We start from the raw sequence: 22,184 nt of genomic DNA, 5'->3' as shown, positions 1-22,184 counted from the left end.
TCGAGCTGACCGGCGCCATGCGCACAACCCCGGGGTCGGCTCCTGGCTCTGGCTCTCAGCCATAACCCAGGAGTAGTTGGCGGCGAGCAGACCGCTAAAAAGACCAGATAAAAAGACCGAACGAATAGCAGGGTTACCACGGCAAGCCTGGCCCGGCAGCCTGGTAAGAAAGCCAAGCCAGACGGCGGCTATTTGAAATGCGTGACAGCGCAATGCGCTATACACCCAGGCCGTGGCGCAGGAGCTAATGCGAGGTGTCGAGAGGACTGTGTGTGGCGGTCACTGCCGGACGCAGCTAACCATTCTAGCGATATCAAACGCCGCAAGGGCTGCGACTGCAGTGGGTAATCGGGCTTGCGCAATGGCCGCGGAGGCATTGCCTGCCCAGACCTATGGCATCGCCAGACACTGGCGATTTAACTCCGGCCTCTGCGCCTTGGGTGTGCGAACAGCAGCGGTTCGACACCACTAAAGACAACTTTCGTTTAGAGTTCGGCCACGGGCTGCTGTTGATGAGCGTTGTGGAGCACCTCAATCAGACAGTCTTCCAGCTCAAAGCGCTCATGGAGCAACTGCCCCAGATGCTGCAACTCTTCACCCAAGGACACGTTATCGCGGCAATCGCCATTGTCGCAGCGATCATTGAACGACAGCGCCACCTCGGTAATGGCTTCGATGCGTGGGTAGATTTGCTTGGCCAGTTCCAGACCTCGCTCATCACCAAAGGCCTTGGCCTCGTTGGTCAACTGCTCGTAGACCTCAAAATGTCCGGCGGACACGTAGTCGACTAAAATCTCACAGAATTTTTGTAAGGTTTGCGCATTAGCGCTTGGCGCCTTCGGCGATTCACCAACCGCCGCATAGGCTGCGATCAATTCGTGGCGCTCCTGCAACCAGCGGTCAATCAGCAGGTGAACACCACCCCAACGTTCCTGGGCGTTCTGACAACTCTCGAGCATGATGGCCTCACTTCCCTTATGGATATTGCTGTTATACGCCCACGCCGAGACGTTGATATATCAATCGGTACATGGTCTTGGGAAGGCAACCGCTGAGCAAAAACTCCTGGCGGTGCATGCGAGCCAGATTATGCCCGTGAGCCAGCACCTTCAAGGCGCCTGCGCGAGAAAATTCATACAGCCGTTTTATTCGAGCACTGACCACCACCTGAGTGGTAGCTGCGTGGTCTGTCCCGATCAAGCCCTGAGGGCCTGTCGGGCGTAACGCCGTCCTACTGCGGACGGTCAAGTCCGACAGGCTCCAAGAGTCTACGGCGCAGTGCCTGCGCGGGTTGCGCACCAGCCGCGCGCTAAACAGGTGCAGCGCTATCGAACTGGATCAGATAGCTGCTGCCCGCGTGTAGCGATAAAGGTTCCGCGCGCCAGTAAGCCCGTAAGCAAGGCGTCGGCAGACTCGCGCATCGAGTGCGGATCAACCTCGACGCAGCATCTGCAGCAAGGCGAACACCAGCATGGCCACGAAGCCGAGCAGACTCCACTCGGGAATGCTCATACCGAACAGCGTCCAGTTGACCTCGGCGCAATCGGCCGAGCCGTGCAGGACCAGCCGCACAATATCCTGGAACGGCAGTGCCTCCATCATGTAGTCGAGGCTCGGCAGACAGGCCGGTAGTTGATCGGCCGGAACCCCTTGCAGCCAGATTTGCCGTCCGGCCGTGGCGGCTCCCGCGCCCGCAAACAACAGCGCCAGCACGGCGTACAGCCGTCGCCCTGTGCGTCCTGGCCCATGCAATGCAGCGATCAGGCAGACCAGACCGAATGCGATCACGCAGATCCGCTGCAGCACGCACAACGGGCAGGGCTCCAGCCCGACCACATGTTCCAGATAGAGCGCTGCACCCATCAGTGCCAGGCAACCGACGAAAGCGAGGAAGAATAACGAACGAGGGCTGGCCAGAGGCATGGCGGCTCCGAAAGGGTGGCGAAGCCGCTTACGGTAGTGGAAAGCGCGTCGACCTTTCAAGGTAAATGGCCTAGTTAGAGCGGCTAGCCATCTGCCAGAAAGCACCGCGCGTCTGCTCCCCCAGGAGCAGAGTCGACGGCAGCAGACGGTTGCTTCTGGGCTCGGTATTGCGGTCTCAGTGGGCGACGGCGTCAGGCAGCGGCGCCGGCAGCCGGCTCAGGCGCCGATCGAGTAGCCCCAGCCCCTCCTGAAACAGGTGATTGCTGCGTTCGACCTCGCCCTGCTGTGCCAACAGACCCGCCAGCTCGGTGCAGGTTTCCGGGTGCCGCTCAAAGGTCAAGCTGCTCTCGAAGTACTCTCGGGCTTTGCCCCACAGCTGATTGAGCAGACACAAGCGGCCCAAGGTCAGCAGCAAACCGGCATCCCGCGGATGCTCCTTCAGCCAGCCTTCCGCCGCGTGCAACTGACGCACCGGATCACCTCCACGGAGCAAGCCGTAGAGGCGCACCAAATGAGTGTCGTAGTGACGCTTCAAGGCACTGCGCAGCAGCTCCTCGGCCTCCTCATCCGCGCCCAACCGGCGCAGCTGCTCGGCATACACGGCCAGCAACTGCGGCTCTTGCCGCTGAGCCGACGACAGCTGCTGCCACGCCTGTTTCAAGGTCGTCAACGCCGCGCCTACGTCACCCTCAGCGACCTGCCCGGCCACCGTCAGGCGCCCACGCCAGGCCTGCTGTTCAAGTTCAGCCAACGCGGCATCACCCAACGTTTTTTCCTTACGCAGCTCCGGCAAGAGGCCAAGCAACGCCGACCAATCCTCCCGCTGCACGTACAGTGCCGGCAACTGACGCAACACCTGCTGCTGATGCGGGTATCGCTCGCGCATGACTTCCAGGGTTTCCAGCGCCGCATCGGCTTGACCGCGCGCCAATTGCAACTCGGCATGGGTCAGGGCGACGGCCAGCTCGGCTTGCGGCTGACGCTCCAGCGCCTGCTCCAGCAAGGCGTCGCTGTCTTCGTGCTGACCCAGTTCGTGGGCCGCACGCGCGGCCCCCAGGTAATACATCAGCGGCTGCGGCTCGCTTGCGGCGGCGCGGCGCAAGTGGCGCAAGGCGCGATCCCAGCGACCCTCGAGCAGATCGACGAAGCCCTGCTCGGAGGCCAGACGTACCCGGCGACTGCGGTGCAGGCGTGACCAGGGGTTGACCAGGCCGCCAGAGGCAACCAACAGACGCAGCAGTAAACGCAGCAGGTAGACCGTCAACCACACCACCGCGACCAAGGCCAGGAAGGCCCAGAGACTGGATTCGTAACGAAAGCCCTTATACGCAAACAGCACGTATCCCTTGTGCTCGGCGATCGCCAGGCCGAGTAGCGCCAGACCCGCAGCGACCACCAGCACGCTGAGCAACAGATAGACGCGCTTCATGGCCGGGCCTCCTCGGCGCTAGGCGCAGGCTCTGTCGGGGCACTCTTCTCGAGCCCTTCACGCGCCGACTGCTTGTGCTGCACATAGGCCTGCACGGCATTCAACGACTGGCTCAAGTCTGGCGCCACCACCTCGATGGGTTGATCGATAATTTCAGCGATGCGCGCACGCAAGGCGCGACTGTTCGGGTTATCCAGATTGAAGTGCGCCCCGAGTACCTCACTCGCTTGCTTCAACGCCTGCCGGTACACCTGGGTCTGACCATGCAGCGCCGCCCACTGCGCCTGCTCCAGCGCCAGACTGAGGGCCAGGCGCACTTGCGTCAGGCTCTGCCCGGCCAGCAAGGGACGGATATTCTGATCGGCACTGAAGTCCAGGCGAATGTACTGCGACAAGGTGTTCAACCAGTCGGCCCACCAGCTGCTGCCATCCCCTTCGGCCGCCAGATCGCTGAGTACACCGCCCTGGCTTTGGAATACCGGGTTCAAGGCATTCAATTGCGCCAACTGCTCGCGCAAGGCGCCGAGCTGAAGAAATAGCCCGGTACGATCCGGATTGGGCGTAGTGCGCAACGCCTCCAGGCTCTTGGCCAGCTGTTCACGGGCCGCGAAAGCGGCAGGGTCGTCCTGATCGCGAAGGATTTCGTCGGCACCCTGCACCAGCGCGGTGGCGCTGTTGATGTCCTGCAACGCCGACAGGCGCAAGCTGGCCAGACGCAGCAGGTGCTCGGCCTCGGCCAGACGCCAGTCCTGGCGACTGGCACCCAGTACGGTTTCCAAACGCTGATTGAGCAGCTGCTGGTCACCTTGCAGCTGGGCGACCAAGCGCTGGCGAGCCTCCAGCTCCTCGGCGGTCGGCAATTGCTGCAGGCGCGCACTCAGCCGTTGCTCGCCCTGCGCCACGGTTTCGGTGCGGCTGCGCATCTCTTGCAGCTGGCTCAGTTGCAGCTGGTCACGTGCCTCCAGGCTGCGCAGTTGCCACACCCCCCAACCGCCCACCGCCACCCCGGCGGCGCCCAGCAGCAGCGCCAGCAGCGCCAAGCCATTGCCACGCGCCGGTTTGGCCGTGGTGTCTGGCGCTGTCGAAGTGGGCGTATCCACTACGGGTTGTTCTTGTTCTTTCGGGGTAGTTGCTTCGCTCACGTATCCATCCTTTGCATCAGAGGTCGGGGGCAAGTTGCACCTGCAACGCCGCCAGCAACGCCGCGGTACTCGCACCGCGACAGTCCACAACAATCTCAGCGCCCGCGGCATGCGCCTGTTCGGCTACCCGCGGGCTGGGTACAAACAAGGGTAGCCGAGCCAGCGTCGGCCAGTGCCCGCCGGCCAGTTGCAGCAAATGGCTCAGCCCTTGCCCACTGCTGACCACCAGGCCATTCAAGCGTTCCGCCTGCACCCGTTCGGGCAGGGCCTGCGCTGGGTATTCCGGCAACTGGCGACGATAGAGTGCCAGATAGTCGACCTGCACGCCCTGGCTGCGCAAGCCATCGGCCAGCAGCTCCCGCCCGCCCTCTCCACGCAGGATCAGCACCCTGGGGGCATGCGCGGCGGCCACCGCCTGCTGCAAGCGCGGCAACGCCAGCAAGGCTTCGCTGTCGTCTGCCTGAGCGGGGAAATACACGTTTAGACCATGCTCGCCGAGAATCTCGGCGGTGGCCGCGCCCACACTGAACCAGGGTTGCGCGGCCAGCGGTTGCGGCCAATAACGGTCGAGCAGTTCCAGCCCCAGGCGCGCGGCCGGCTTGCTCACCACGATCACCGCACAGTAGCGGTCCAAATCGAGGATGGTAGCGCGCTGCTCGGGCGTTTCCGCCAGTGCTTCGATCGCCAATAGCGGCAGACTGCTGCTGTAGATACCCTGCTCGGCCAGGCTTGCGGCCAGCGCCATGCACTCCTCGGCCGGGCGCGTCAGCAGCAAGCGCCAGGTGCTCACTCGGGGTCGGCCTCACCGTAAACCGCTTGCAGGATGCCCGCCGCGCCTTGCTCCAGCAGGGCTTCGGCGACTCGCACACCCAGTTGCTCGGCGTCCAGCGCAGGCGCGCGGCTTTCCGCCCGCAGCAGCAGGCTGCCGTCAGGCTGGCCGACCAGTCCGCGCAACCACAGCTGCTCACCTTCGAGCACCGCATAACAGGCAATCGGCACCTGGCAGCCACCGTTCAGGCGTTTGTTCAGCGCCCGCTCGGCGGTGACCCGCACGGCCGTGTCATGGTGGTGCAGCGGCGCCAACAGCGCGTGAATCTCGTTATCGGCGCTGCGGCACTCGATGCCGACTGCACCCTGACCGCCGGCCGGCAAGCTGTCCTCGACGCTGATCGAGGAGCGGATGCGGCTCTCGAAGCCGAGGCGGATCAGCCCTGCCGCAGCGAGGATGATGGCGTCGTACTCGCCGGCGTCCAGCTTGGCCAGCCGGGTATTGACGTTGCCACGCAGGAACTGGATTTTCAGGTCCGGGCGACGCGCCAGCAACTGAGTCTGACGGCGCAGGCTCGAGGTGCCGACCACGCTGCCGACGGGTAGCGCCTCGAGGCTGTCGAAGGCGTTGGAAACGAAGGCGTCACGCGGGTCTTCGCGCTCGCAGATGCAGTACAGGCCCAAGCCCTGCGGGAAATCCATCGGCACGTCTTTCATCGAGTGCACGGCGATGTCGGCTTGGTTGTCCAGCAGGGCATTTTCCAGCTCCTTGACGAACAGCCCCTTGCCGCCGATTTTCGCCAGCGGCGCATCGAGCAGCTTGTCGCCCCGGCTGACCATGGGCACCAGGCTGACCTTCAGGCCTGGATGCGCCTGCTGCAAGCGCGCTTTGACGTGTTCGGCCTGCCACAGGGCCAGGGCACTCTTACGGGTGGCAATGCGGATTTCACGGGGCATGGGCAATTCCATAAAACGGACTGCCAAGAATGATAACAGGGTCAAAAGCCGACAATGCAGCAGGAAACCCGCCAAGCCTCTCCAGGCTGCATTTCACTCGGCTAGTTGGGTCAACGGCGCGCCATGCTTGCGGCGGCTTCAAGCAGAACGCTGGCGGCGGCGCAGTGCTACAGGTTGTGCATCAACTTACGCACTCCGGCCACATGCCGGCGACTGACAATCAGCGCTTCGCCATTCATGCCCTTGAGGTACAGCTGAAAATGCCCGAGTGGCGTACGCTGCAGACGTTCGATGCGTTCACGGGCAACCAGGGCGTTACGGTGGATGCGCACGAAACGTTCGCCGAACTCGTCCTCCAGCGCCTTGAGCGGCTCGTCCAGCAGCACCTCGCCGGCCTCATGCCGCAGCGTCACGTACTTATGGTCGGCGATGAAATAGATGACTTGATCCAACGGAATCAACTCGATGCCTTTGCGCGTGCGGGCGCTGATGTGGCTGCGCGGGCCGCCGCCAGTTTCCGCCGCGGGGCGGGTCAGCGCGGCCAGTTGCACGCGGTTGGGCCGCTCGGCTTTTTTCAGCGCTTCGCTCAAACTTTCCGGGCGCACCGGTTTGACCAGGTAGCCCACCGCGCTGACCTGGAACGCCTCCAGGGCAAACTCGTCATGCGCGGTACAGAAGATCACCGCCGGCGGCGCCTCACGCTCACAGAGCCGCGCCGCGACCTGCAAGCCATCCAGACCCGGCATACGGATATCCAGCAACACCACATCCGGCTTCAGGCTGTCGATCAGGGTCAATGCCTCTTCGCCATTACTGGCAGCAGGCTCCAGCACACGATAACCATCAAGCTCGCCAACCATGCGGATCAGGCGCTCTCGGGCAAGGGGTTCGTCATCGACGATCAGGACATTCATATCGCTGTGGCTTCCTGCGTGAGTCTCGCACAAGGATAGCGTAGACAGGTGTAGTGACGGCCGTCACGGCGCTCCACGCTGAGACTGGCCCGAGGCCCGAAAAGTGCCGCAAGGCGCGCGTCGATATTGCCCAGCGCCAGGCGCGTCCCGCGCACAGAGGTCGGCTGCTCTTCGGGTTCGTCATATGGGTTGCTGACGCATAGCTGAAACACCCCATCGGTATAACTCGCCTCGACACGTACCAATCCGCCCTCGATGCGTGGCTGAATGCCATGAATCAGGGCATTTTCCAGCAAGGGTTGCAGAGTTAGCTGTGGTATCGGCAGATCATTCGGCACATCGGCAACCTCCCATTGCAACTGTAGTCGCTCGCCAAGGCGATAGCGCTCAATCGACAAATAACGTTTGGCCAGCTCCAGCTCGTCGTTCCAGGGCACCAGGCTGCCGGGCTTGGCCAAGCTGGCGCGAAACAGATCGGACAGGTCCAACACCGCCTGCTCGGCCTGGTATGGATCGATCGCCACCAGGCTGGCGATGCTGTTCAGGCTATTGAACAAGAAGTGCGGCCTGATCCGCGCCTGCAAGGATTCGATGCGCGCCCGCAACTCCGCCTGCTCCTGCCGCCGCCATTGGCTCTGCAGATAGAAATAGCGTAGCAGCAGCGCCGACATGATCATGCTGATCAACGCATGACGCAGGTACAGATTGACTTCGCCGTTGCGCGGCAGCGGCCCGCCGAGTTGGTAATAATCGGCCACCGCGGTACAGGCCAGGGTCAAGCCGACCACGATCGCGCAGCACAGGCCGCCAGCCAGCGCCGCGCGCAGGCGTGCCAGCAGGGGCCGCAAACGACAGAGCAACGCCGCGGAAAGCAGCACGTTCCACTGCACGAATAACGACGTCAGCGCCAGACGCACCCAATCGAAGCCAGGCAGCATCGGCTCTGCCAGTACCAGCACCAGCACCAGTAACTCGGCGAGCAGCACCATGCTCAACAGCGCTTCCGGCTGACAGAGCTCCGGGACGAAAAAGTCGTCAATGGTCGTCGAGGTGTGTTTAGGGGTAAGCCATTGAATATGCATCGGCGCAGTTTCCGTGTGGCCCGGCCAAGCGGCAAGCTGGCCGGCTGCAATCGGGCAAAATAAAGCGCTGAAATGCCACCTGACGCAGCAAAATGTGACCGGGCCAACACTGCCCGGCCTGCCACCGGCGACGTGGAGGAGTAAAACCGCTGCGGCGATCTTACCCATGACCCTGTTATTATCGACGGACTTTTTCCGTCACGCCGGTCGTTAGCCGCGACCCGGCCGAATCAGCGCACCAGTCGAGCGAATCCCATGAGCACTGAAAAGACCAACCAATCCTGGGGCGGCCGCTTCAGCGAGCCCGTCGACGCTTTCGTCGCCCGCTTCACCGCCTCCGTCGAATTCGACAAACGCCTGTACCGCCACGACATCATGGGTTCCATCGCCCACGCCAGCATGCTGGCCAAGGTTGGCGTACTCAGCGAAGTCGAGCGTGACAGCATCATCGACGGCCTCAGCCATATCCAGGGTGAAATCGAAGCCGGTCAGTTCGACTGGCGCATCGACCTGGAAGATGTGCACATGAACATCGAAGCCCAGTTGACCGCGCGTATCGGCGTCACCGGCAAGAAGTTGCACACCGGGCGCTCGCGTAACGACCAGGTGGCCACCGACATCCGCCTGTGGCTGCGCGATGAGATCGACCTGATCCTCGGCGAGATCAGCCGCCTGCAACAGGGCCTGCTGGAGCAGGCCGAGCGCGAAGCCGAGACCATCATGCCCGGCTTCACCCACCTGCAGACCGCACAGCCGGTGACCTTCGGCCATCACCTGCTGGCCTGGTTCGAAATGCTCAGTCGCGATTACGAGCGCCTGCTCGACTGCCGCAAGCGCACCAACCGCATGCCGTTGGGCTCGGCTGCGCTGGCCGGCACCACCTACCCGATCGACCGGCAGATCACCTGTGAGCTGCTGGGCTTCGACGCCATCGGCGGCAACTCGCTGGACGGCGTGTCGGATCGCGACTTCGCCATCGAGTTCTGCGCCGCCGCCTCGATTGCCATGATGCACTTGTCGCGTTTCTCCGAAGAACTGGTGCTGTGGACCAGCGCGCAGTTCCAGTTCATCGACTTGCCCGATCGTTTCTGCACCGGCAGCTCGATCATGCCGCAGAAGAAAAACCCCGACGTGCCGGAACTGGTACGTGGCAAGACCGGCCGGGTGTTCGGCGCCCTGACCGGCCTGCTGACCCTGATGAAGGGTCAGCCGCTGGCCTACAACAAGGACAATCAGGAAGACAAGGAGCCGCTGTTCGACGCCGCCGACACCCTGCGCGACAGCCTGCGCGCCTTCGCCGACATGATCCCGGCGATCAAGCCCAAGCACGCCATCATGCGTGAAGCGGCGCTGCGCGGCTTCTCCACCGCCACCGACCTGGCCGACTACCTGGTGCGCAAGGGCCTACCGTTTCGCGACTGCCACGAAATCGTCGGCCATGCGGTGAAATACGGCGTCGACCACGGCAAGGACCTGGCCGAGATGAGCCTGGATGAACTGCGCCAGTTCAGCGACCAGATCGAGCAAGACGTATTTGCCGTGCTGACCCTGGAAGGCTCGGTCAACGCCCGCGACCATATTGGCGGCACCGCGCCGAATCAGGTGCGTGCTGCGGTCAAACGCGGCCAGGCATTACTGGCCAGCCGCTGAGACTAGCGCTACTGGCTCAGCCTTTCGCCTTAGCCTGAGCCATGGCCAGGAACGCCGGCATCGCCGCCTCTTTATCGGCGGCGATGCGCTTGACGTGCGGGTTCTGGTTGAGCCGCAGGAGCAACTCGCGGGCCTCGGGGAAATCGGCCAACAGGTCCAGGTCGAACAACTTCTTCGCCACCCCGCAGGCCAGGTCGATGCTGTAGAGGAAGTAGATATCGGCCAGGCTGAAACTGTCGCCTGCCACATAGGGCGCGAAGCTGGCGTGGCGCTTGAGTGTGGCGACACCCGCCAACAGTTCGGCCTTGCACTTGGCCTTCAGTGCATCGGCAATGACTCCGCCAAAGAAGGCTTGCGGGTAGCCGATGCGCGCCGGCAGTTCGATATACAGCTCGATTTCCTTGACCAGCGCGCGCACCTGGGCTCGAGCGAACGGCTCGCTCGGCAGCAGGGCCTTGCCGACAGCGCACTCCTCGAGATAATCGAGGATTGCGCTGGTCTCGTTGATGAAGCCCTGCTCGACGCCCAGCACCGGCACCTTGCCGCGCGGGCTGATGCTGAGAAACTCCTCGCTCTGGTTGCCATAGAGGGTGACGACCTCGAATGTCAGGCCCTTTTCCAGCAAGGCCAATTTGACCATGTTGAAATAGTTGCTGACGGCGAATCCGTAGAGTTTGAACATGAGGATGAGCTCCAGTGCCGGCGAAGTAGCCAACAAGGGTTATAGCCGCAGAGCGGCCATTGCAGCCAGCCGTATCGAACCAGTGAATGGCGCCGCCAACCACTCGCTGGCACACTGCATGTCCCCGCCCCGGATATGCCAGCCATGAGCGAACACGACGAACACGACGACGAAACCTTTACCGAAGGCGCCCTGATTCAGGCCATCGAGAATCAGCTCGAAGCCGGAGAGCCGCCCGCCGCGCAAGCCACGCTGAACAAGCTGACCCTGGTCGGTTATCCGCGTGATGAGAGCCTGCAACTGATGGCACTGGTGCTGGCCCATGAAATCCAGGCCATGCTGCGCGACGACCGCCCCTTCGACCAGGCGTGGTACGAGCAGGCGCTGCGTGCATTGCCGGCATTGCCGGACGAAACACAATAAAACAGCCACGCTAGTCGCCGAACCCAGCACAGGAGCGTGCGGCTCGCTACACTGCAGACATCCCTCCGCCCAATTGGCCCGCGGGATCCTACTCAGCCGGACACCTGCGAAGCCCGGCCCATGACCACAAGAACCTGGAGCATCTATGTCCTTTACCCCTGAGCTGGTTGCTGAACTGGAAATTCTTGCGCTGTTCAACCTGGGCAACACCCAGGAAGGCCTCAAGGTTCACCACAGCGCCGCACCGCAGGCGATTGCCGCGGCCAAAAGCTTGCACGACAAAGGCTTGATCAGCCTACCCGATGGCGGCTACCTAACCAGCCTGGGGCTGGATGCTGCCGAGCATGCACAAGCCTTGCTGACCATCCTCAATGTGGCTGAAACCGCCTAGGAACCTGCCGGAGTTGACCGTCCGGAGCGCGGAAAAGTCCGACTGCCCCGCAGTAGCGCAAGTTTAACAGGCGCCTGAACCACAGCTTGAAGCCTGCGGCCCACTGGCAGCCCTCAGGTTGCCGACGGCGCAGGCGCTAACACCTTTTCCTGCATGCCCCACGCCTGGCTAACAGCCGTGGGGCATTACTTTGCAGAGCCCCAGCATGAGTCGCACTCAGGAAATCCGCCCGGATCTCGACGACGGTATCGACCGCAAGGTCTTGGCGCAGCTGCGCGCACGCTTTCTTAAGGTCAATCAGGGCCGTTTGCTGCGCGCCACGCAGGCGCTGCCGACCCGTCAGCAGCTGGTACTGAAACTGCTGCCCCTGCTGTTCCACGTCAATCACCCGCTGCTCCCCGGCTATGTCTCGGGGCTGACCCCGGCGGGCCTCTCCGGCTTCGAACCGACGGCCGAAATACTCGGCGAGGCGCAGCGCCTGACGCGCTCCTTTGCCTATAAAGCGCAGCGTGGCGGCCCTTCGCTGCCGCTTCATGGGCTGTTCCTGATGGGCAGCCTGGGCACCGTGGCGCAGGCCGAGCAAAGCGACATGGACCTGTGGCTGTGCCACGCACCGGACCTCAGCGCCCAGGCCATCGCCGAGTTACGCAAGAAGTGCGAGCTGATCGAAACCTGGGCGGCGAGCCAAGGCGCCGAGACGCATTTCTTTCTGATCGATCCGGCTCGCTTCACCCTCGGCGACCGCGAGGCCAAGCTGACCTCAGACGATTGCGGCACCACTCAACACTATTTGCTGCTCGACGAGTTCTACCGCACGGCGATCTGGCTGGCCGGGCGCACACCACTCTGGTGGCTGGTCCCGGCGTACGAGGAACACCGCTACCTCGACTACATCGACACCTTGCTGAGCAAGCGCTTTATCCGCCCCGACGAGGTGCTCGACCTCGGTCACCTGGCGCGTATTCCGCCGGAGGAGTTCATCGGCGCCGGCATGTGGCAGCTGTTCAAGGGCATCGAATCCCCCTACAAGTCGGTGCTCAAGCTGCTCCTCACCGAGGTCTACGCCAGCGAGCAGCCCAAGGTTGAATGCCTGTCGCTGCGCTTCAAGCAGGCGGTGTTTGCCAATCGCCTCGACCTCGATGAGCTCGACCCCTATGTCCAGGTCTACCAACGCCTGGAGGAATACCTGACGGCACGCGGCGAAACCGAGCGCCTCGAGCTGATTCGCCGCTGCCTGTACCTGAAGGTCAACAAGAAACTCAGCCGACCGCCGCGGGACCACCGCAAGAGCTGGCAGCGCCTGTTGCTCGAGCGCCTGACCCGCGACTGGAACTGGGACGCTCGACAACTGGCGATGCTCGACAGCCGCAGCCAGTGGAAGGTGCGCCAGGTCAGCGCCGAGCGACGCATGCTGGTCAACGAGCTGACCTACAGCTACCGTTTTCTCTCGCAATTCGCCCGTAACGAACAAACCGGCAGCTCACTCAATAGCCGCGACCTCAGCGTGCTCGGCCGACGGCTGTATGCGGCGTTCGAGCGCAAGGCCGGCAAAGTCGAGTTCATCAACCCGGGCATCGCCCCGGACCTGGGCGAAGACACCCTGACCCTGGTGCAGTGCCCCAGCCCGGAAGCGCCCAACGAAAGCCAGTGGGCCCTGTTCAATGGCAGCCTGGGCGCGCAAGAATGGGCGGATTTCGCGCCACTGAAACGCGCCCGCGAGCTGATCGAGCTGCTCGCCTGGTGCCACCGTAACGGCGTCATCGACAGCAGCACGCGCCTGTCATTGCACCCGGGCAACAGCGACCTCAGCGAGTTCGAGCTGTCCAACCTGCTGACCAGCCTGCAGCAGGCCATTCCGCTACCCTTGCCGCCCGTCAGCGAAGCCGCGCTGTTGCACGCCAGCGCACCGAGCCAGGTGGTGCTGCTGGTCAACGTCGGTCTCGACCCGCTCAAGCAGCACAGCCAGATGAATGTCCACATGACCAGCGAACGCACCGATGCGCTGGGATTTTCCGGGGTGCGCGAGAACCTGGTCCTGACCATCGACCAGGTCAGCCTGAACAGTTGGAACGAACTGTTGACCAGCCGTTATGACGGCCCGCACGCGCTGCTCGACTGCCTGCGCGATTTCCTCAACAGCCTGCCCGCAGGCAGCAAGCCGCCCAACCTGAGCGTGCGCTGTTTCTGCCGCAACCGCGCCGCCACCATCGCCGAGCGGGTCGAGGAGCTGTTTCGCAGCACCCTGGGTGCCTTCGGCGGCGCGCCCCACAACCGCTACCTGCTACAAATCAAACAGCAGTACCACGTGCTCGAACTGACCCCCGGCCAGGTCAGCCATACGCCGCTGAACGGTCTGCCCGCGCTGCTCGAACACCTCGGCGAGGAGCAGCCGGGCTACAGCGCCCTGCACCTCGACCGCAACGCCCTGGAAGGCGACGACCTGGCCTTGATTCTGCCGGCCAGTCGCCCCGCGTGCATTCAGGTGTTCTATCGCCAATACGAAGCGAGCGGTCAGGCCGAGCTGACCGTACTCGATGAGCACAATGCACTGTGGCGCCAACGCCTGCCGTTTCGCGACGAGCAAAGCCTGCTGACGCCACTGCAACGTTTCCTGCGCTCGCTGCTGTACCGGCGCAACGCTCTGTTGCCGCTGGACAGCCCGCAGCCCCAGACCGCGCTGGAGCTGCTCTATTACCAAGTGCTGCCTGCCGCACCCTCGCGCGCGCAGCGCCTGGAGCGGTGCCCGCCGCCGCAAGCGCCGATCAGCCACCCCTTCTATGACGTCCAGGCCATCGTCGAACCGGCCGACAAGACACGCGTGCACGTGACGCTGTACTGCAACCACCGCGAATTCTCCGAACTGGAATACGCCGGCGGCCTGTTCGCCGCGGTGGCCAAGCATATTCTCGCCCAGCGCCGCGACGGCGAGCGCTACCCCTGCTACATCACCGACCTCGACCTGTCGGCCGTGCTCGGCGACGGTCAGGCGCAGACCATCCATTACCTGCGCTACAAGGCCAGGCTGGAAGAGGCGCTGAACAACGCCCTGCAGCACGCCTGATCTCACCGACGACTAAGCCCATGACGCTCATGTGGCTCGGGCTGCGCCGGCAGTGGCTGCCACGGTGACTCGGGCGCGGCGAGTAACGGTGGTGATTGCGGAGGCGGCGACTAGCGCATCGGCGCCTGGGGATTGTGCAAGGCGTACAGGTAACAATCGACCAAGCTGTGATCAGCCGCTAAGCCCGCGTAACTGGCGGAGAAGGTCACCGCCTGACCGAGATGCTGGTAGAACCAGTGACCGGTCACGCCTGGCGGCACCTGCGGCACCAGATCGCTGTCATTCACCACGCGGAAAGTCGGTACCTGCAAGGCGTTGTAATGGGCGGCGAAATCGGGCGCCGCCAGGCGCGGGCTGGCGAAGTTGTAATGTTGCAACGGCAGATCCGGCCAGCGCTCGCGCAGATCCAATACCGCCAGACTCGACAAGCTGCAGCCCAGGCTGTGCGCGCACACCCACAGCGCGCCCTGCGGCTGCAGGCCATCCAATGCCTGCAGGGCCAGGTCGCGCAACGAGGCGTAGAGCTTGAGAAAGCCATCATGCACCTGCCCTACCCCAGCCCGCCAAGGGTAAGCGCCTTGCTCGGCATTCAGATCGTCCAGCCAGTCCTGCGCCGTTTCGGTACCCCGAAACACCAGGTACGCCTCGCCCTGCGGATCACACACGGCAAAGCCGAAAGGCTCCGACTCATTGAGAAAGTGCAATGCGCTTAAGTGGCTCCAGATCGGCGCGGAGAACCGCCAGCCGGCCATCGCTGGCGGCTGCCAGCTGAAATCCTGCATCCGCCGCGGCCGCTGCTGGCGCCGTCATTGACTGAACTGGTCGTAGGCCGCGCCGACCAACTGGGCGCACAGTCGCGCCTGCGACAGGGCGAAACCTTGAGGGAAATACAGAGGCAGGCTGGACATTCACGCCTCCTTGCTCGGTCGAGTCTGTTGCTCAGGCTAAACCATGCGTACCACCGTGCCGCTCAGCCATGACTCAGCGGCTGTATTCGCCCGCCGCTTCCGGCTGGTATTCCACTGCCAGCAGGGTCAGTTTCAACACCTTGCCGCCGGGTGCCGGCCAGTCGATATGCTGGCCGACCGTCAGCCCAAGCAGCGCGCTGCCGACCGGCGCCAGGATCGACACCTTGCCTTCACCGCCAGCGTCCTGCGGGTAGACCAGGGTCAGGTGATAGTCCTTGCCGCTGCTCTCTTCACGGCAATGCACCCGTGAATTCATGGTGACCAAACCGGCCGGAACTTCATCCAGGCCAACGACTTCGGCGCGATCCAGCTCGGCCTGCAGGGCAATCGCGCCCGGGCCGAAGTCTTTCTGCCTATCGAGCAGGTTTTCCAACCGCTGCAAGTCGAGACGGGTAATGGTGATCGTCGGTGAACTGCTCATGGCGAACGCAAGCCTCCCTTGCTGGGCGCGAAAAAAGCAAAACCCCGCCCGGAGGCGAGGTTTTACGGTGGTGAGGCTGACCGTATCACAGCCGTTTAAATAAACAAGACCGGCCGGTCAGCTCTGCCGTTGCTGCAGGCGTGCCTGGGCGCTGGCGCAAATGGCGCGACGGCGCGGGCTGTCGGCCTTGCCCCATTCGCGGATCTCCTCCAGCAGGCGGCCACAGCCCACGCAGATGTCCTGATCGTCCAGGCAGCATTGACGTCGGCACGGCGAATTCACCGTGTCGTCGGCAGCGCCAGGACCGGGCTCAAAGCTCGTCGAATTCAATGTTTTCACCCGACTGCTCCAGCGTGATGCGCTCGAGCATCTCGCCGAGCTGCTCGTCGCTGCTGTCGCAGATCCACCGGTCGCTGGCCTGATCGTAGTCGAAGTGGAAGCCGCCAGAGCGTGCCGCCAGCCAGAGCTGGCGGATCGGCGCCTGGCGGCTGAAGATCAGCTGGGTGCCGTTCTCGAAACGCACGGTCAGCACGCCACCGGAGTTTTCCAGATCGAGGTCCAGGTCGCAGTCATCGAAGATGTCCTCCACCGCTTGCTGTACGGCATCAACCAGATCGTGAAAGCGGGCTTCGGTCAAACTCATTGCGACTGTCCTCGGAAAATTCGGTTATCTCAAGATAAGAGCAAGCTGTCGGCGGTATTCGCCCGGACTCTACCCGCTCCAACGGCGAAACGCTCGGGCCGGCGAACCGGCTCGGAAGGCGATTTCCGCCAGCTCCAGCGCCAGGGCGCGCAGATAATGCAACACCAGTTGTTGGCGTGTCTCGTCCAGTAGCTGGCTAAAGGATAACCCGGCTTCACGCAAACGCCGCAGCAAGGGGCAGGCCGAGCTGCTCTCACCCGTCGAGTCCGCGGCATGACCGAGCCACTCCAGGTAGCTGCGGGCGGCTACACGCTGGTCACGCTGGGCGCGCAGATGTGGAGCACCGGCAGCCGCCGCGACGTTCGAGCTAATCCAGTAAACCTTGCGGGTAGGCGACCGAAACCGAGCTGCGGAGCGGCGTGGGGTGATCCATCCAGGTTCCATTCGCTTAATCCGTAACGCCCCGGGGACAGGGGCAAAGCCCCGCCGGGCGGGAACCCCGGCGCATAGGCAAGGGGCCGGGGGGCCGGTATACTCCCGCGCAATCATGCTTTATTACAAGGATTTCGCCATGCAGCGGTTGCTCACTGCCCTTATCGCGCTCGTCGCGGTCTCCGCCTTGCTCACCGGTTGCGGCCAGAAGGGTCCGCTGTTCCTGCCGGACGAGACGCCCGCTTCCAGTCAAACCGAATAAGGACGGGTTATGAACGCCTTCAACTACCGCGACGGCGAGCTGTTCGCGGAAGGCGTGGCCTTGTCCGCCATCGCCCAACGCTTCGGCACGCCGACCTATGTCTACTCGCGCGCGCACATCGAAGCGCAGTACCACGCCTACGCCGACGCCCTGCAGGGCATGCCGCACCTGGTCTGCTTCGCCGTCAAAGCCAACTCCAACCTGGGCGTGTTGAACGTTCTGGCGCGCCTCGGCGCCGGCTTCGACATCGTCTCGCGCGGTGAACTGGAGCGCGTCCTGGCCGCTGGCGGCGCGCCCGAGAAGATCGTCTTCTCCGGCGTCGGCAAGAGCCGCGACGACATGCGCCGCGCCCTGGAAATCGGCGTGCACTGCTTCAACGTCGAGTCCAGCGATGAGCTCGAGCGCCTGCAACTGGTGGCCGCCGAGCTGGGCGTGCGCGCGCCGATCTCGCTGCGGGTCAACCCGGACGTCGATGCCGGCACCCACCCGTACATCTCCACCGGCCTGAAGGAAAACAAGTTCGGCATCGCCATCAGCGATGCCGAGGACGTGTACATCCGCGCCGCGCAACTGCCGAACCTGGAAGTGGTCGGTGTCGACTGCCATATCGGCTCGCAGCTGACCAGCCTGCCGCCCTTCCTCGATGCCCTGGAGCGCCTGCTGGCCCTGATCGACCGCCTCGGCGACCGCGGCATCCGCCTGCGCCACATCGACCTCGGTGGCGGCCTCGGCGTGCAATACCGCGACGAGCAGCCGCCATTGGCCGGCGACTACATCAAGGCCGTACGCGAACGCCTCCAAGGCCGCGACCTGGCCCTGGTGTTCGAGCCAGGCCGCTCGATCGTCGCCAACGCCGGCGTGCTGCTGACCCAGGTCGAGTACCTCAAGCACACCGAACACAAGGATTTCGCCATCGTCGATGCGGCGATGAACGACCTGATCCGCCCGGCGCTGTATCAAGCCTGGATGGACGTGGTGCCGGTGCGCCCACGCGAGGGCGCCCCCCGCGAGTACGACATAGTCGGGCCGGTCTGCGAGACCGGCGACTTCCTGGCTAAGGAGCGTCAGCTGGCCCTGGAAGAAGGCGACCTGCTGGCCGTGTGCTCGGCCGGCGCCTACGGTTTCGTCATGAGTTCCAACTACAACACCCGCGGCCGCGCCGCCGAGGTGATGGTGGACGGCGAACAGGCCCTGGAAGTCCGCCGCCGCGAAACCCTCGACGAACTCTTCGCGGGCGAAAGCTGCCTTCCGCCAGCACCATAAGGGCACCGGGATGTTATTGCGTTTTACCAAGATGCACGGCCTCGGCAATGATTTCATGGTCCTCGACCTGGTCAGCCAGCACGCGCACATCCAGCCGAAGAATGCCAAGCAGTGGGGCGATCGCCACACCGGCGTCGGCTTCGACCAACTGCTGCTGGTCGAACCGCCGAGTAACCCGGACGTCGACTTCCGCTACCGCATCTTCAACGCCGACGGTTCGGAAGTGGAGCAATGCGGCAACGGCGCGCGCTGCTTCGCCCGCTTCGTGCTGGACAAGCGCCTGACGGTGAAGAAGCAGATCCGTGTCGAAACCAAAGGCGGCATCATCGAGCTGAACGTGCGCGCCGACGGCCAGATCAGCGTGGACATGGGCCCGCCGCGGCTGCAGCCGGAACAGATCCCCTTCCAGGCCGACCGCGAGGCACTGAGCTACGAGGTCGAGGTCGATGGCCAGCCCGTACAGCTGGCCGCGGTGTCCATGGGCAATCCGCATGCGGTGCTGCGCGTCGACAACGTCGACGAGGCGCCGGTGCACAGCCTGGGCGCCAAGCTGGAACACCACCCGCGCTTTCCACAACGGGTCAATGTCGGCTTCCTCCAGGTGCTCGACCGCCAGCGCGCCCGGTTGCGCGTCTGGGAGCGCGGCGCCGGCGAAACCCAGGCCTGCGGCACCGGCGCCTGCGCGGCAGCGGTGGCGGCGATTCGCCAGGGCTGGATGGATTCGCCGGTGCAACTCGAGCTGCCCGGCGGCAAGCTGAGCATCGAGTGGGCAGGTCCCGACCAGCCCGTTATGATGACCGGACCCGCGATGCGCGTATACGAAGGACAGGTTCGCTTATGACCGACCAGCAGGATTCGCCCAAGCCCCTCGACTCGGAGGCGGTTGCCGCTTACCTGCGCCTGCACCCGGAGTTCTTCATCGACCACGACGAGCTGATCCCCGAGCTGCGTATCCCGCACCAGCGCGGCGACACCGTGTCGCTGGTCGAACGCCAGGTGAAGCTGCTGCGCGAGCGCAACATCGAGATGCGCCACCGCCTGTCGCAACTGATGGACGTGGCGCGCGACAACGACAGACTGTTCGACAAGACCCGCCGCCTAGTCCTCGACCTGCTCGATGCCGCCAGCCTGGAAGAAGTGGTCAGCGCCGTGGAAGACAGCCTGCGCCGCGAATTCCAGGTGCCCTTCGTCAGCCTGATTCTGTTCAGCGAAGCGCAGCTGCCGGTCGGGCGCCCGGTCAGCGGTGCCGAAGCGCATCAGGCCATCGGCGGCCTGCTGGTAGGTGGCAAGACCATCTGCGGAGTGCTGCGCAAGCATGAGCTGGTGTTCCTGTTCGGCGACAGCGCGGCCGAGCAGATCGGCTCGGCGGCCGTGGTGGCCCTGTCGCACCAGGGCTTGCACGGTGTACTGGCAATTGGCAGTGCCGATCCGCAACACTACAAGAGCTCCCTCGGCACCCTGTTCCTCGGCTACATCGCCGAAGTCCTGGCCCGCGTGCTGCCGGGCTTCGCCCCGCCATTGCGCTCGGTGCGTTAAACACCCGCACTAGAAGCCGGTAGGCTGGGTAGAGCGCAGCGAAACCCAGCGATACGCTCACCCAGCTGGGTTTCGGCAAACACCGCCTCTACCCAACCTTCGCTGGAGACAGAGGGCACTTCATGCAAACCGAATTGGATGCCTACCTCGAACATCTGCGCAGCGAGCGCCAGGTCTCCCGGCATACCCTGGACGGTTACCGCCGCGATCTCGGCAAGGTTCTGACGTTCTGCGAGGCCGAACAGCTGTCCGCCTGGGTCGATCTGGACACCCGCAGGCTGCGCCGCCTGCTGGCCACGCTGCACCAGCAGGGCCAGTCCAGTCGCAGCCTGGCGCGCCTGCTCTCGGCGGTACGCGGCCTGTACCGCTACCTGATCCGCGAAGGCCATAGCCAGCATGACCCGGCCAGCGGTCTGACGCCGCCGAAAGGCGAGCGCCGCCTGCCGAAAACCCTGGATGCCGACCGCACCGCCCAGCTGCTCGATGGCGCGGTGGAAGACGACTTCATCGCCCTCCGCGACCAGGCCATGCTCGAACTGTTCTACTCCTCGGGCCTGCGCCTGTCCGAGCTGGTCGGGCTGAACCTCGACGGCCTCGACCTGCCCGCCGGTCTGGTGCGGGTGCGCGGCAAGGGTAACAAGAGTCGTGAGCTACCGGTCGGGCGCATGGCCCGCCAGGCACTGCAAAGCTGGTTACCGCTACGCGCCCTGGCCAACCCCGCCGATGGCGCGGTCTTTATCAGCCAGCAGGGCCGCCGCCTGGGTCCGCGGGCGGTGCAATTGCGCGTACGTCAGGCCGGCGTGCGCGAACTCGGCCAACACCTGCACCCGCATATGCTGCGGCATTCCTTCGCCAGTCATATGCTGGAATCCTCGCAAGACCTGCGCGCGGTGCAAGAGCTGCTTGGGCATGCCGACATCGCCACCACGCAGATATATACCCACCTGGATTTCCAGCACCTGGCCACGGTATATGACCGTGCCCACCCACGGGCCAAACGTAAGGGCAGTACAGAATGAGCGTTCAGTTGATCACCTTCGACCTCGACGACACCCTGTGGGATGTTTCGCCGGTCATGCAGGATGCCGAAGCGGCGCTGCGCAATTGGCTGACCCTGCACGCCCCACGCCTGGGCGCCGTACCGGTTGAGCATCTATGGTCGATTCGCGCCAACCTGTTACAGGCCGAGCCGATGCTCAAACACCGCTTGAGCGAGTTGCGTCGACGCATCCTCCTGCATGCCCTGAGCGATGCCGGCTATCCGCAGGATGAGGCCGCCCTCCTGGCCGAGGGCGGCTTCCAGGTATTCCTCGCCGCGCGCCATCAGGTCGAACTGTTCGCCGAGGTACACCCGACCCTGGAGACCTTGGCCAACCGCTATCAGCTCGGGGTCATCACCAACGGCAACGCCGACGTGCGCCGCCTGGGCCTGGCCGATTACTTCCAGTTCGCCCTCTGCGCGGAGGAGCTGGGGGTCGGCAAGCCGGACCCGAAACCCTTCCTCGAAGCCCTCAAGCGTGCCGGCATCGCGGCCGAGCATGCCGTGCACATCGGCGACCACCCCAGCGATGATATCGCCGGCGCCCAGGCCGCCGGCCTGCGAGCGATCTGGTTCAACCCGCTGGGCAAAGCCTGGGAAGGTGAAGGCAAGGCGGACGCCGAGATCGGTAACCTGGCCGAATTGCCAGAACTGCTGCTGCGCTGGACCTGAACCGTCGCCGAGAGCAAGCGGCGCAGCGCGCCTGGTCCAGCCCGACGCCACCGCATGCAGTGATCAGCACCGACAAAAAAGCCCGTCGATGACGGGCTCGATTGTGGCCATGCACCCCTCAGATGGGACGGCTGCCGTATTTGCTGTCCGGCTTCTTCGGTGGGTCGGAGACCACGTTGGGCTCGACCTCCTGCACCTTGCCGCCGCGCGCGAGAAACTCTTCCATGGCGCTGGCCAGCGCATCGCGCTCTTTCTGTTTGGCTTCGATGCTCGGCAACTCTTCGACCGTGACCGCCTTGGTTTTGCCTTTGCCTTTGCTCTTGCCGCCAGCAACGACCTCGCCATCATCTTCATCGTCGCTGTCGACATCACCGCTATCGGCTGCCGCCAGCTCCTCGCCGTCGTCCTCGTCAGCCCCTTCCAACTCGTCGTGTTCCAGTTCGTCGTCGCTCATGTTCAACCTCATGACTTGCGAAAAGCAGGTTAGTTATAGCCCAGCTGCGCGGTGCTTAGCACCCCACCGGAA

General features: G+C 64.0%; 24 protein-coding genes and 1 pseudogene. 10 read left to right on the top strand and 15 right to left on the bottom strand.

Annotation, left to right across the window (positions count from 1 at the left end):
• Nucleotides 1-485: 485 nt before the first annotated feature.
• The 8 genes from rsd to FBY03_RS15725 form a co-directional block, all read right to left on the bottom strand.
• The gene (gene rsd, locus FBY03_RS15760) at nucleotides 486-959 is read right to left on the bottom strand and encodes a sigma D regulator (protein ID WP_147173313.1); all 474 of its coding nucleotides are present in this window, start codon (nucleotides 957-959) and stop codon (nucleotides 486-488) included.
• Nucleotides 960-1,431: 472 nt separating this feature from the next.
• Nucleotides 1,432-1,923, bottom strand: coding sequence for a disulfide bond formation protein B (locus FBY03_RS15755; protein WP_147173312.1), 492 nt, complete (start codon nucleotides 1,921-1,923; stop codon nucleotides 1,432-1,434).
• A gap of 175 nt (nucleotides 1,924-2,098) precedes the next feature.
• On the bottom strand, nucleotides 2,099-3,352 hold the full coding sequence (locus FBY03_RS15750) for a heme biosynthesis HemY N-terminal domain-containing protein (RefSeq protein WP_147173311.1): 1,254 nt from the start codon (nucleotides 3,350-3,352) through the stop codon (nucleotides 2,099-2,101).
• Nucleotides 3,349-4,494: a uroporphyrinogen-III C-methyltransferase gene (locus FBY03_RS15745; protein WP_147173310.1), complete on the bottom strand. Its 1,146-nt coding sequence runs from the start codon at nucleotides 4,492-4,494 to the stop codon at nucleotides 3,349-3,351. The genes FBY03_RS15750 and FBY03_RS15745 overlap by 4 nt, the downstream gene beginning before the upstream one ends.
• 16 nt (nucleotides 4,495-4,510) lie before the next feature.
• The gene (locus tag FBY03_RS15740) at nucleotides 4,511-5,284 is read right to left on the bottom strand and encodes a uroporphyrinogen-III synthase (protein WP_147173309.1); all 774 of its coding nucleotides are present in this window, start codon (nucleotides 5,282-5,284) and stop codon (nucleotides 4,511-4,513) included.
• Complete coding sequence (gene hemC, locus FBY03_RS15735; protein WP_147173308.1) at nucleotides 5,281-6,219, bottom strand: hydroxymethylbilane synthase; 939 nt, start codon at nucleotides 6,217-6,219, stop codon at nucleotides 5,281-5,283. Before hemC ends, FBY03_RS15740 begins: the two co-directional genes overlap by 4 nt.
• Before the next feature lie 167 nt (nucleotides 6,220-6,386).
• On the bottom strand, nucleotides 6,387-7,133 hold the full coding sequence (locus tag FBY03_RS15730; RefSeq protein WP_147173307.1) for a LytTR family DNA-binding domain-containing protein: 747 nt from the start codon (nucleotides 7,131-7,133) through the stop codon (nucleotides 6,387-6,389).
• A complete protein-coding gene (locus FBY03_RS15725) occupies nucleotides 7,130-8,215 on the bottom strand; it encodes a sensor histidine kinase (RefSeq protein WP_147173306.1) in 1,086 nt (361 codons plus the stop codon). Before FBY03_RS15725 ends, FBY03_RS15730 begins: the two co-directional genes overlap by 4 nt.
• 255 nt (nucleotides 8,216-8,470) lie before the next feature.
• Here FBY03_RS15725 and argH point away from each other — a divergent pair, with 255 nt between their 5' ends.
• On the top strand, nucleotides 8,471-9,865 hold the full coding sequence (gene argH, locus FBY03_RS15720) for an argininosuccinate lyase (RefSeq protein WP_147173305.1): 1,395 nt from the start codon (nucleotides 8,471-8,473) through the stop codon (nucleotides 9,863-9,865).
• Between the two features lie 16 nt (nucleotides 9,866-9,881).
• Here the strand turns inward: argH and FBY03_RS15715 are convergent, their stop codons facing one another.
• On the bottom strand, nucleotides 9,882-10,547 hold the full coding sequence (locus tag FBY03_RS15715; protein ID WP_147173304.1) for a glutathione S-transferase family protein: 666 nt from the start codon (nucleotides 10,545-10,547) through the stop codon (nucleotides 9,882-9,884).
• Between the two features lie 144 nt (nucleotides 10,548-10,691).
• On the opposite strand from FBY03_RS15715, the gene FBY03_RS15710 reads away from it, so the two are divergent.
• The 3 genes from FBY03_RS15710 to FBY03_RS15700 all read left to right on the top strand — a co-directional run bounded on the left by FBY03_RS15710 (nucleotide 10,692) and on the right by FBY03_RS15700 (nucleotide 14,422).
• Complete coding sequence (locus tag FBY03_RS15710) at nucleotides 10,692-10,970, top strand: hypothetical protein (protein ID WP_147173303.1); 279 nt, start codon at nucleotides 10,692-10,694, stop codon at nucleotides 10,968-10,970.
• A gap of 145 nt (nucleotides 10,971-11,115) precedes the next feature.
• The gene (locus tag FBY03_RS15705; protein ID WP_147173302.1) at nucleotides 11,116-11,361 is read left to right on the top strand and encodes a TIGR02647 family protein; all 246 of its coding nucleotides are present in this window, start codon (nucleotides 11,116-11,118) and stop codon (nucleotides 11,359-11,361) included.
• A gap of 205 nt (nucleotides 11,362-11,566) precedes the next feature.
• Nucleotides 11,567-14,422: a class I adenylate cyclase gene (locus FBY03_RS15700; RefSeq protein ID WP_147173301.1), complete on the top strand. Its 2,856-nt coding sequence runs from the start codon at nucleotides 11,567-11,569 to the stop codon at nucleotides 14,420-14,422.
• Nucleotides 14,423-14,532: 110 nt separating this feature from the next.
• Here the strand turns inward: FBY03_RS15700 and FBY03_RS15695 are convergent, their stop codons facing one another.
• The 5 genes and pseudogenes from FBY03_RS15695 to FBY03_RS15675 all read right to left on the bottom strand — a co-directional run.
• Entirely contained in the window at nucleotides 14,533-15,204 is a 672-nt protein-coding gene (locus FBY03_RS15695; RefSeq protein ID WP_256677946.1) for a lipase family protein, read from the bottom strand.
• Between the two features lie 199 nt (nucleotides 15,205-15,403).
• A complete protein-coding gene (gene rnk / locus FBY03_RS15690; RefSeq protein ID WP_147173300.1) occupies nucleotides 15,404-15,811 on the bottom strand; it encodes a nucleoside diphosphate kinase regulator in 408 nt (135 codons plus the stop codon).
• 117 nt (nucleotides 15,812-15,928) lie between these two features.
• Entirely contained in the window at nucleotides 15,929-16,150 is a 222-nt protein-coding gene (locus FBY03_RS15685) for a DUF1289 domain-containing protein (protein ID WP_371920783.1), read from the bottom strand.
• Nucleotides 16,122-16,454: an iron donor protein CyaY gene (cyaY, locus tag FBY03_RS15680; RefSeq protein ID WP_147173299.1), complete on the bottom strand. Its 333-nt coding sequence runs from the start codon at nucleotides 16,452-16,454 to the stop codon at nucleotides 16,122-16,124. Before cyaY ends, FBY03_RS15685 begins: the two co-directional genes overlap by 29 nt.
• Nucleotides 16,455-16,523: 69 nt before the next feature.
• Nucleotides 16,524-16,688: pseudogene (locus FBY03_RS15675) on the bottom strand (AraC family transcriptional regulator); the annotation flags it as partial.
• Nucleotides 16,689-17,025: 337 nt separating this feature from the next.
• On the opposite strand from FBY03_RS15675, the gene FBY03_RS15670 reads away from it, so the two are divergent.
• The 6 genes from FBY03_RS15670 to FBY03_RS15645 all read left to right on the top strand — a co-directional run bounded on the left by FBY03_RS15670 (nucleotide 17,026) and on the right by FBY03_RS15645 (nucleotide 21,658).
• Nucleotides 17,026-17,148, top strand: coding sequence for a lipoprotein (locus tag FBY03_RS15670; RefSeq protein ID WP_083491696.1), 123 nt, complete (start codon nucleotides 17,026-17,028; stop codon nucleotides 17,146-17,148).
• 9 nt (nucleotides 17,149-17,157) lie between these two features.
• Nucleotides 17,158-18,411 carry a diaminopimelate decarboxylase gene (lysA, locus tag FBY03_RS15665; RefSeq protein WP_147173298.1) on the top strand — a complete coding sequence of 418 codons (1,254 nt, stop codon included), beginning with the start codon at nucleotides 17,158-17,160 and terminating at the stop codon, nucleotides 18,409-18,411.
• 10 nt (nucleotides 18,412-18,421) lie between these two features.
• The gene (dapF, locus tag FBY03_RS15660; protein WP_147173297.1) at nucleotides 18,422-19,252 is read left to right on the top strand and encodes a diaminopimelate epimerase; all 831 of its coding nucleotides are present in this window, start codon (nucleotides 18,422-18,424) and stop codon (nucleotides 19,250-19,252) included.
• Nucleotides 19,249-19,947: a DUF484 family protein gene (locus FBY03_RS15655; protein WP_147173296.1), complete on the top strand. Its 699-nt coding sequence runs from the start codon at nucleotides 19,249-19,251 to the stop codon at nucleotides 19,945-19,947. The genes dapF and FBY03_RS15655 overlap by 4 nt, the downstream gene beginning before the upstream one ends.
• A gap of 122 nt (nucleotides 19,948-20,069) precedes the next feature.
• Nucleotides 20,070-20,966, top strand: a complete 897-nt coding sequence (gene xerC / locus FBY03_RS15650; protein WP_147173295.1) for a tyrosine recombinase XerC — start codon at nucleotides 20,070-20,072, stop codon at nucleotides 20,964-20,966.
• Complete coding sequence (locus FBY03_RS15645; RefSeq protein ID WP_147173294.1) at nucleotides 20,963-21,658, top strand: HAD family hydrolase; 696 nt, start codon at nucleotides 20,963-20,965, stop codon at nucleotides 21,656-21,658. The genes xerC and FBY03_RS15645 overlap by 4 nt, the downstream gene beginning before the upstream one ends.
• A gap of 118 nt (nucleotides 21,659-21,776) precedes the next feature.
• On the opposite strand, the gene sutA is transcribed toward FBY03_RS15645, so the two are convergent.
• Nucleotides 21,777-22,112, bottom strand: coding sequence for a transcriptional regulator SutA (gene sutA / locus FBY03_RS15640; protein ID WP_147173293.1), 336 nt, complete (start codon nucleotides 22,110-22,112; stop codon nucleotides 21,777-21,779).
• Nucleotides 22,113-22,184 lie beyond the last annotated feature (72 nt).

Origin of the sequence: Pseudomonas sp. SJZ079 (assembly GCF_007993865.1) — a bacterium.
Classification (GTDB): domain Bacteria; phylum Pseudomonadota; class Gammaproteobacteria; order Pseudomonadales; family Pseudomonadaceae; genus Aquipseudomonas.
The sequence above is the reverse complement of the archived record's forward strand: the minus strand, read 5'-3'. Positions and strand labels throughout refer to the sequence as shown.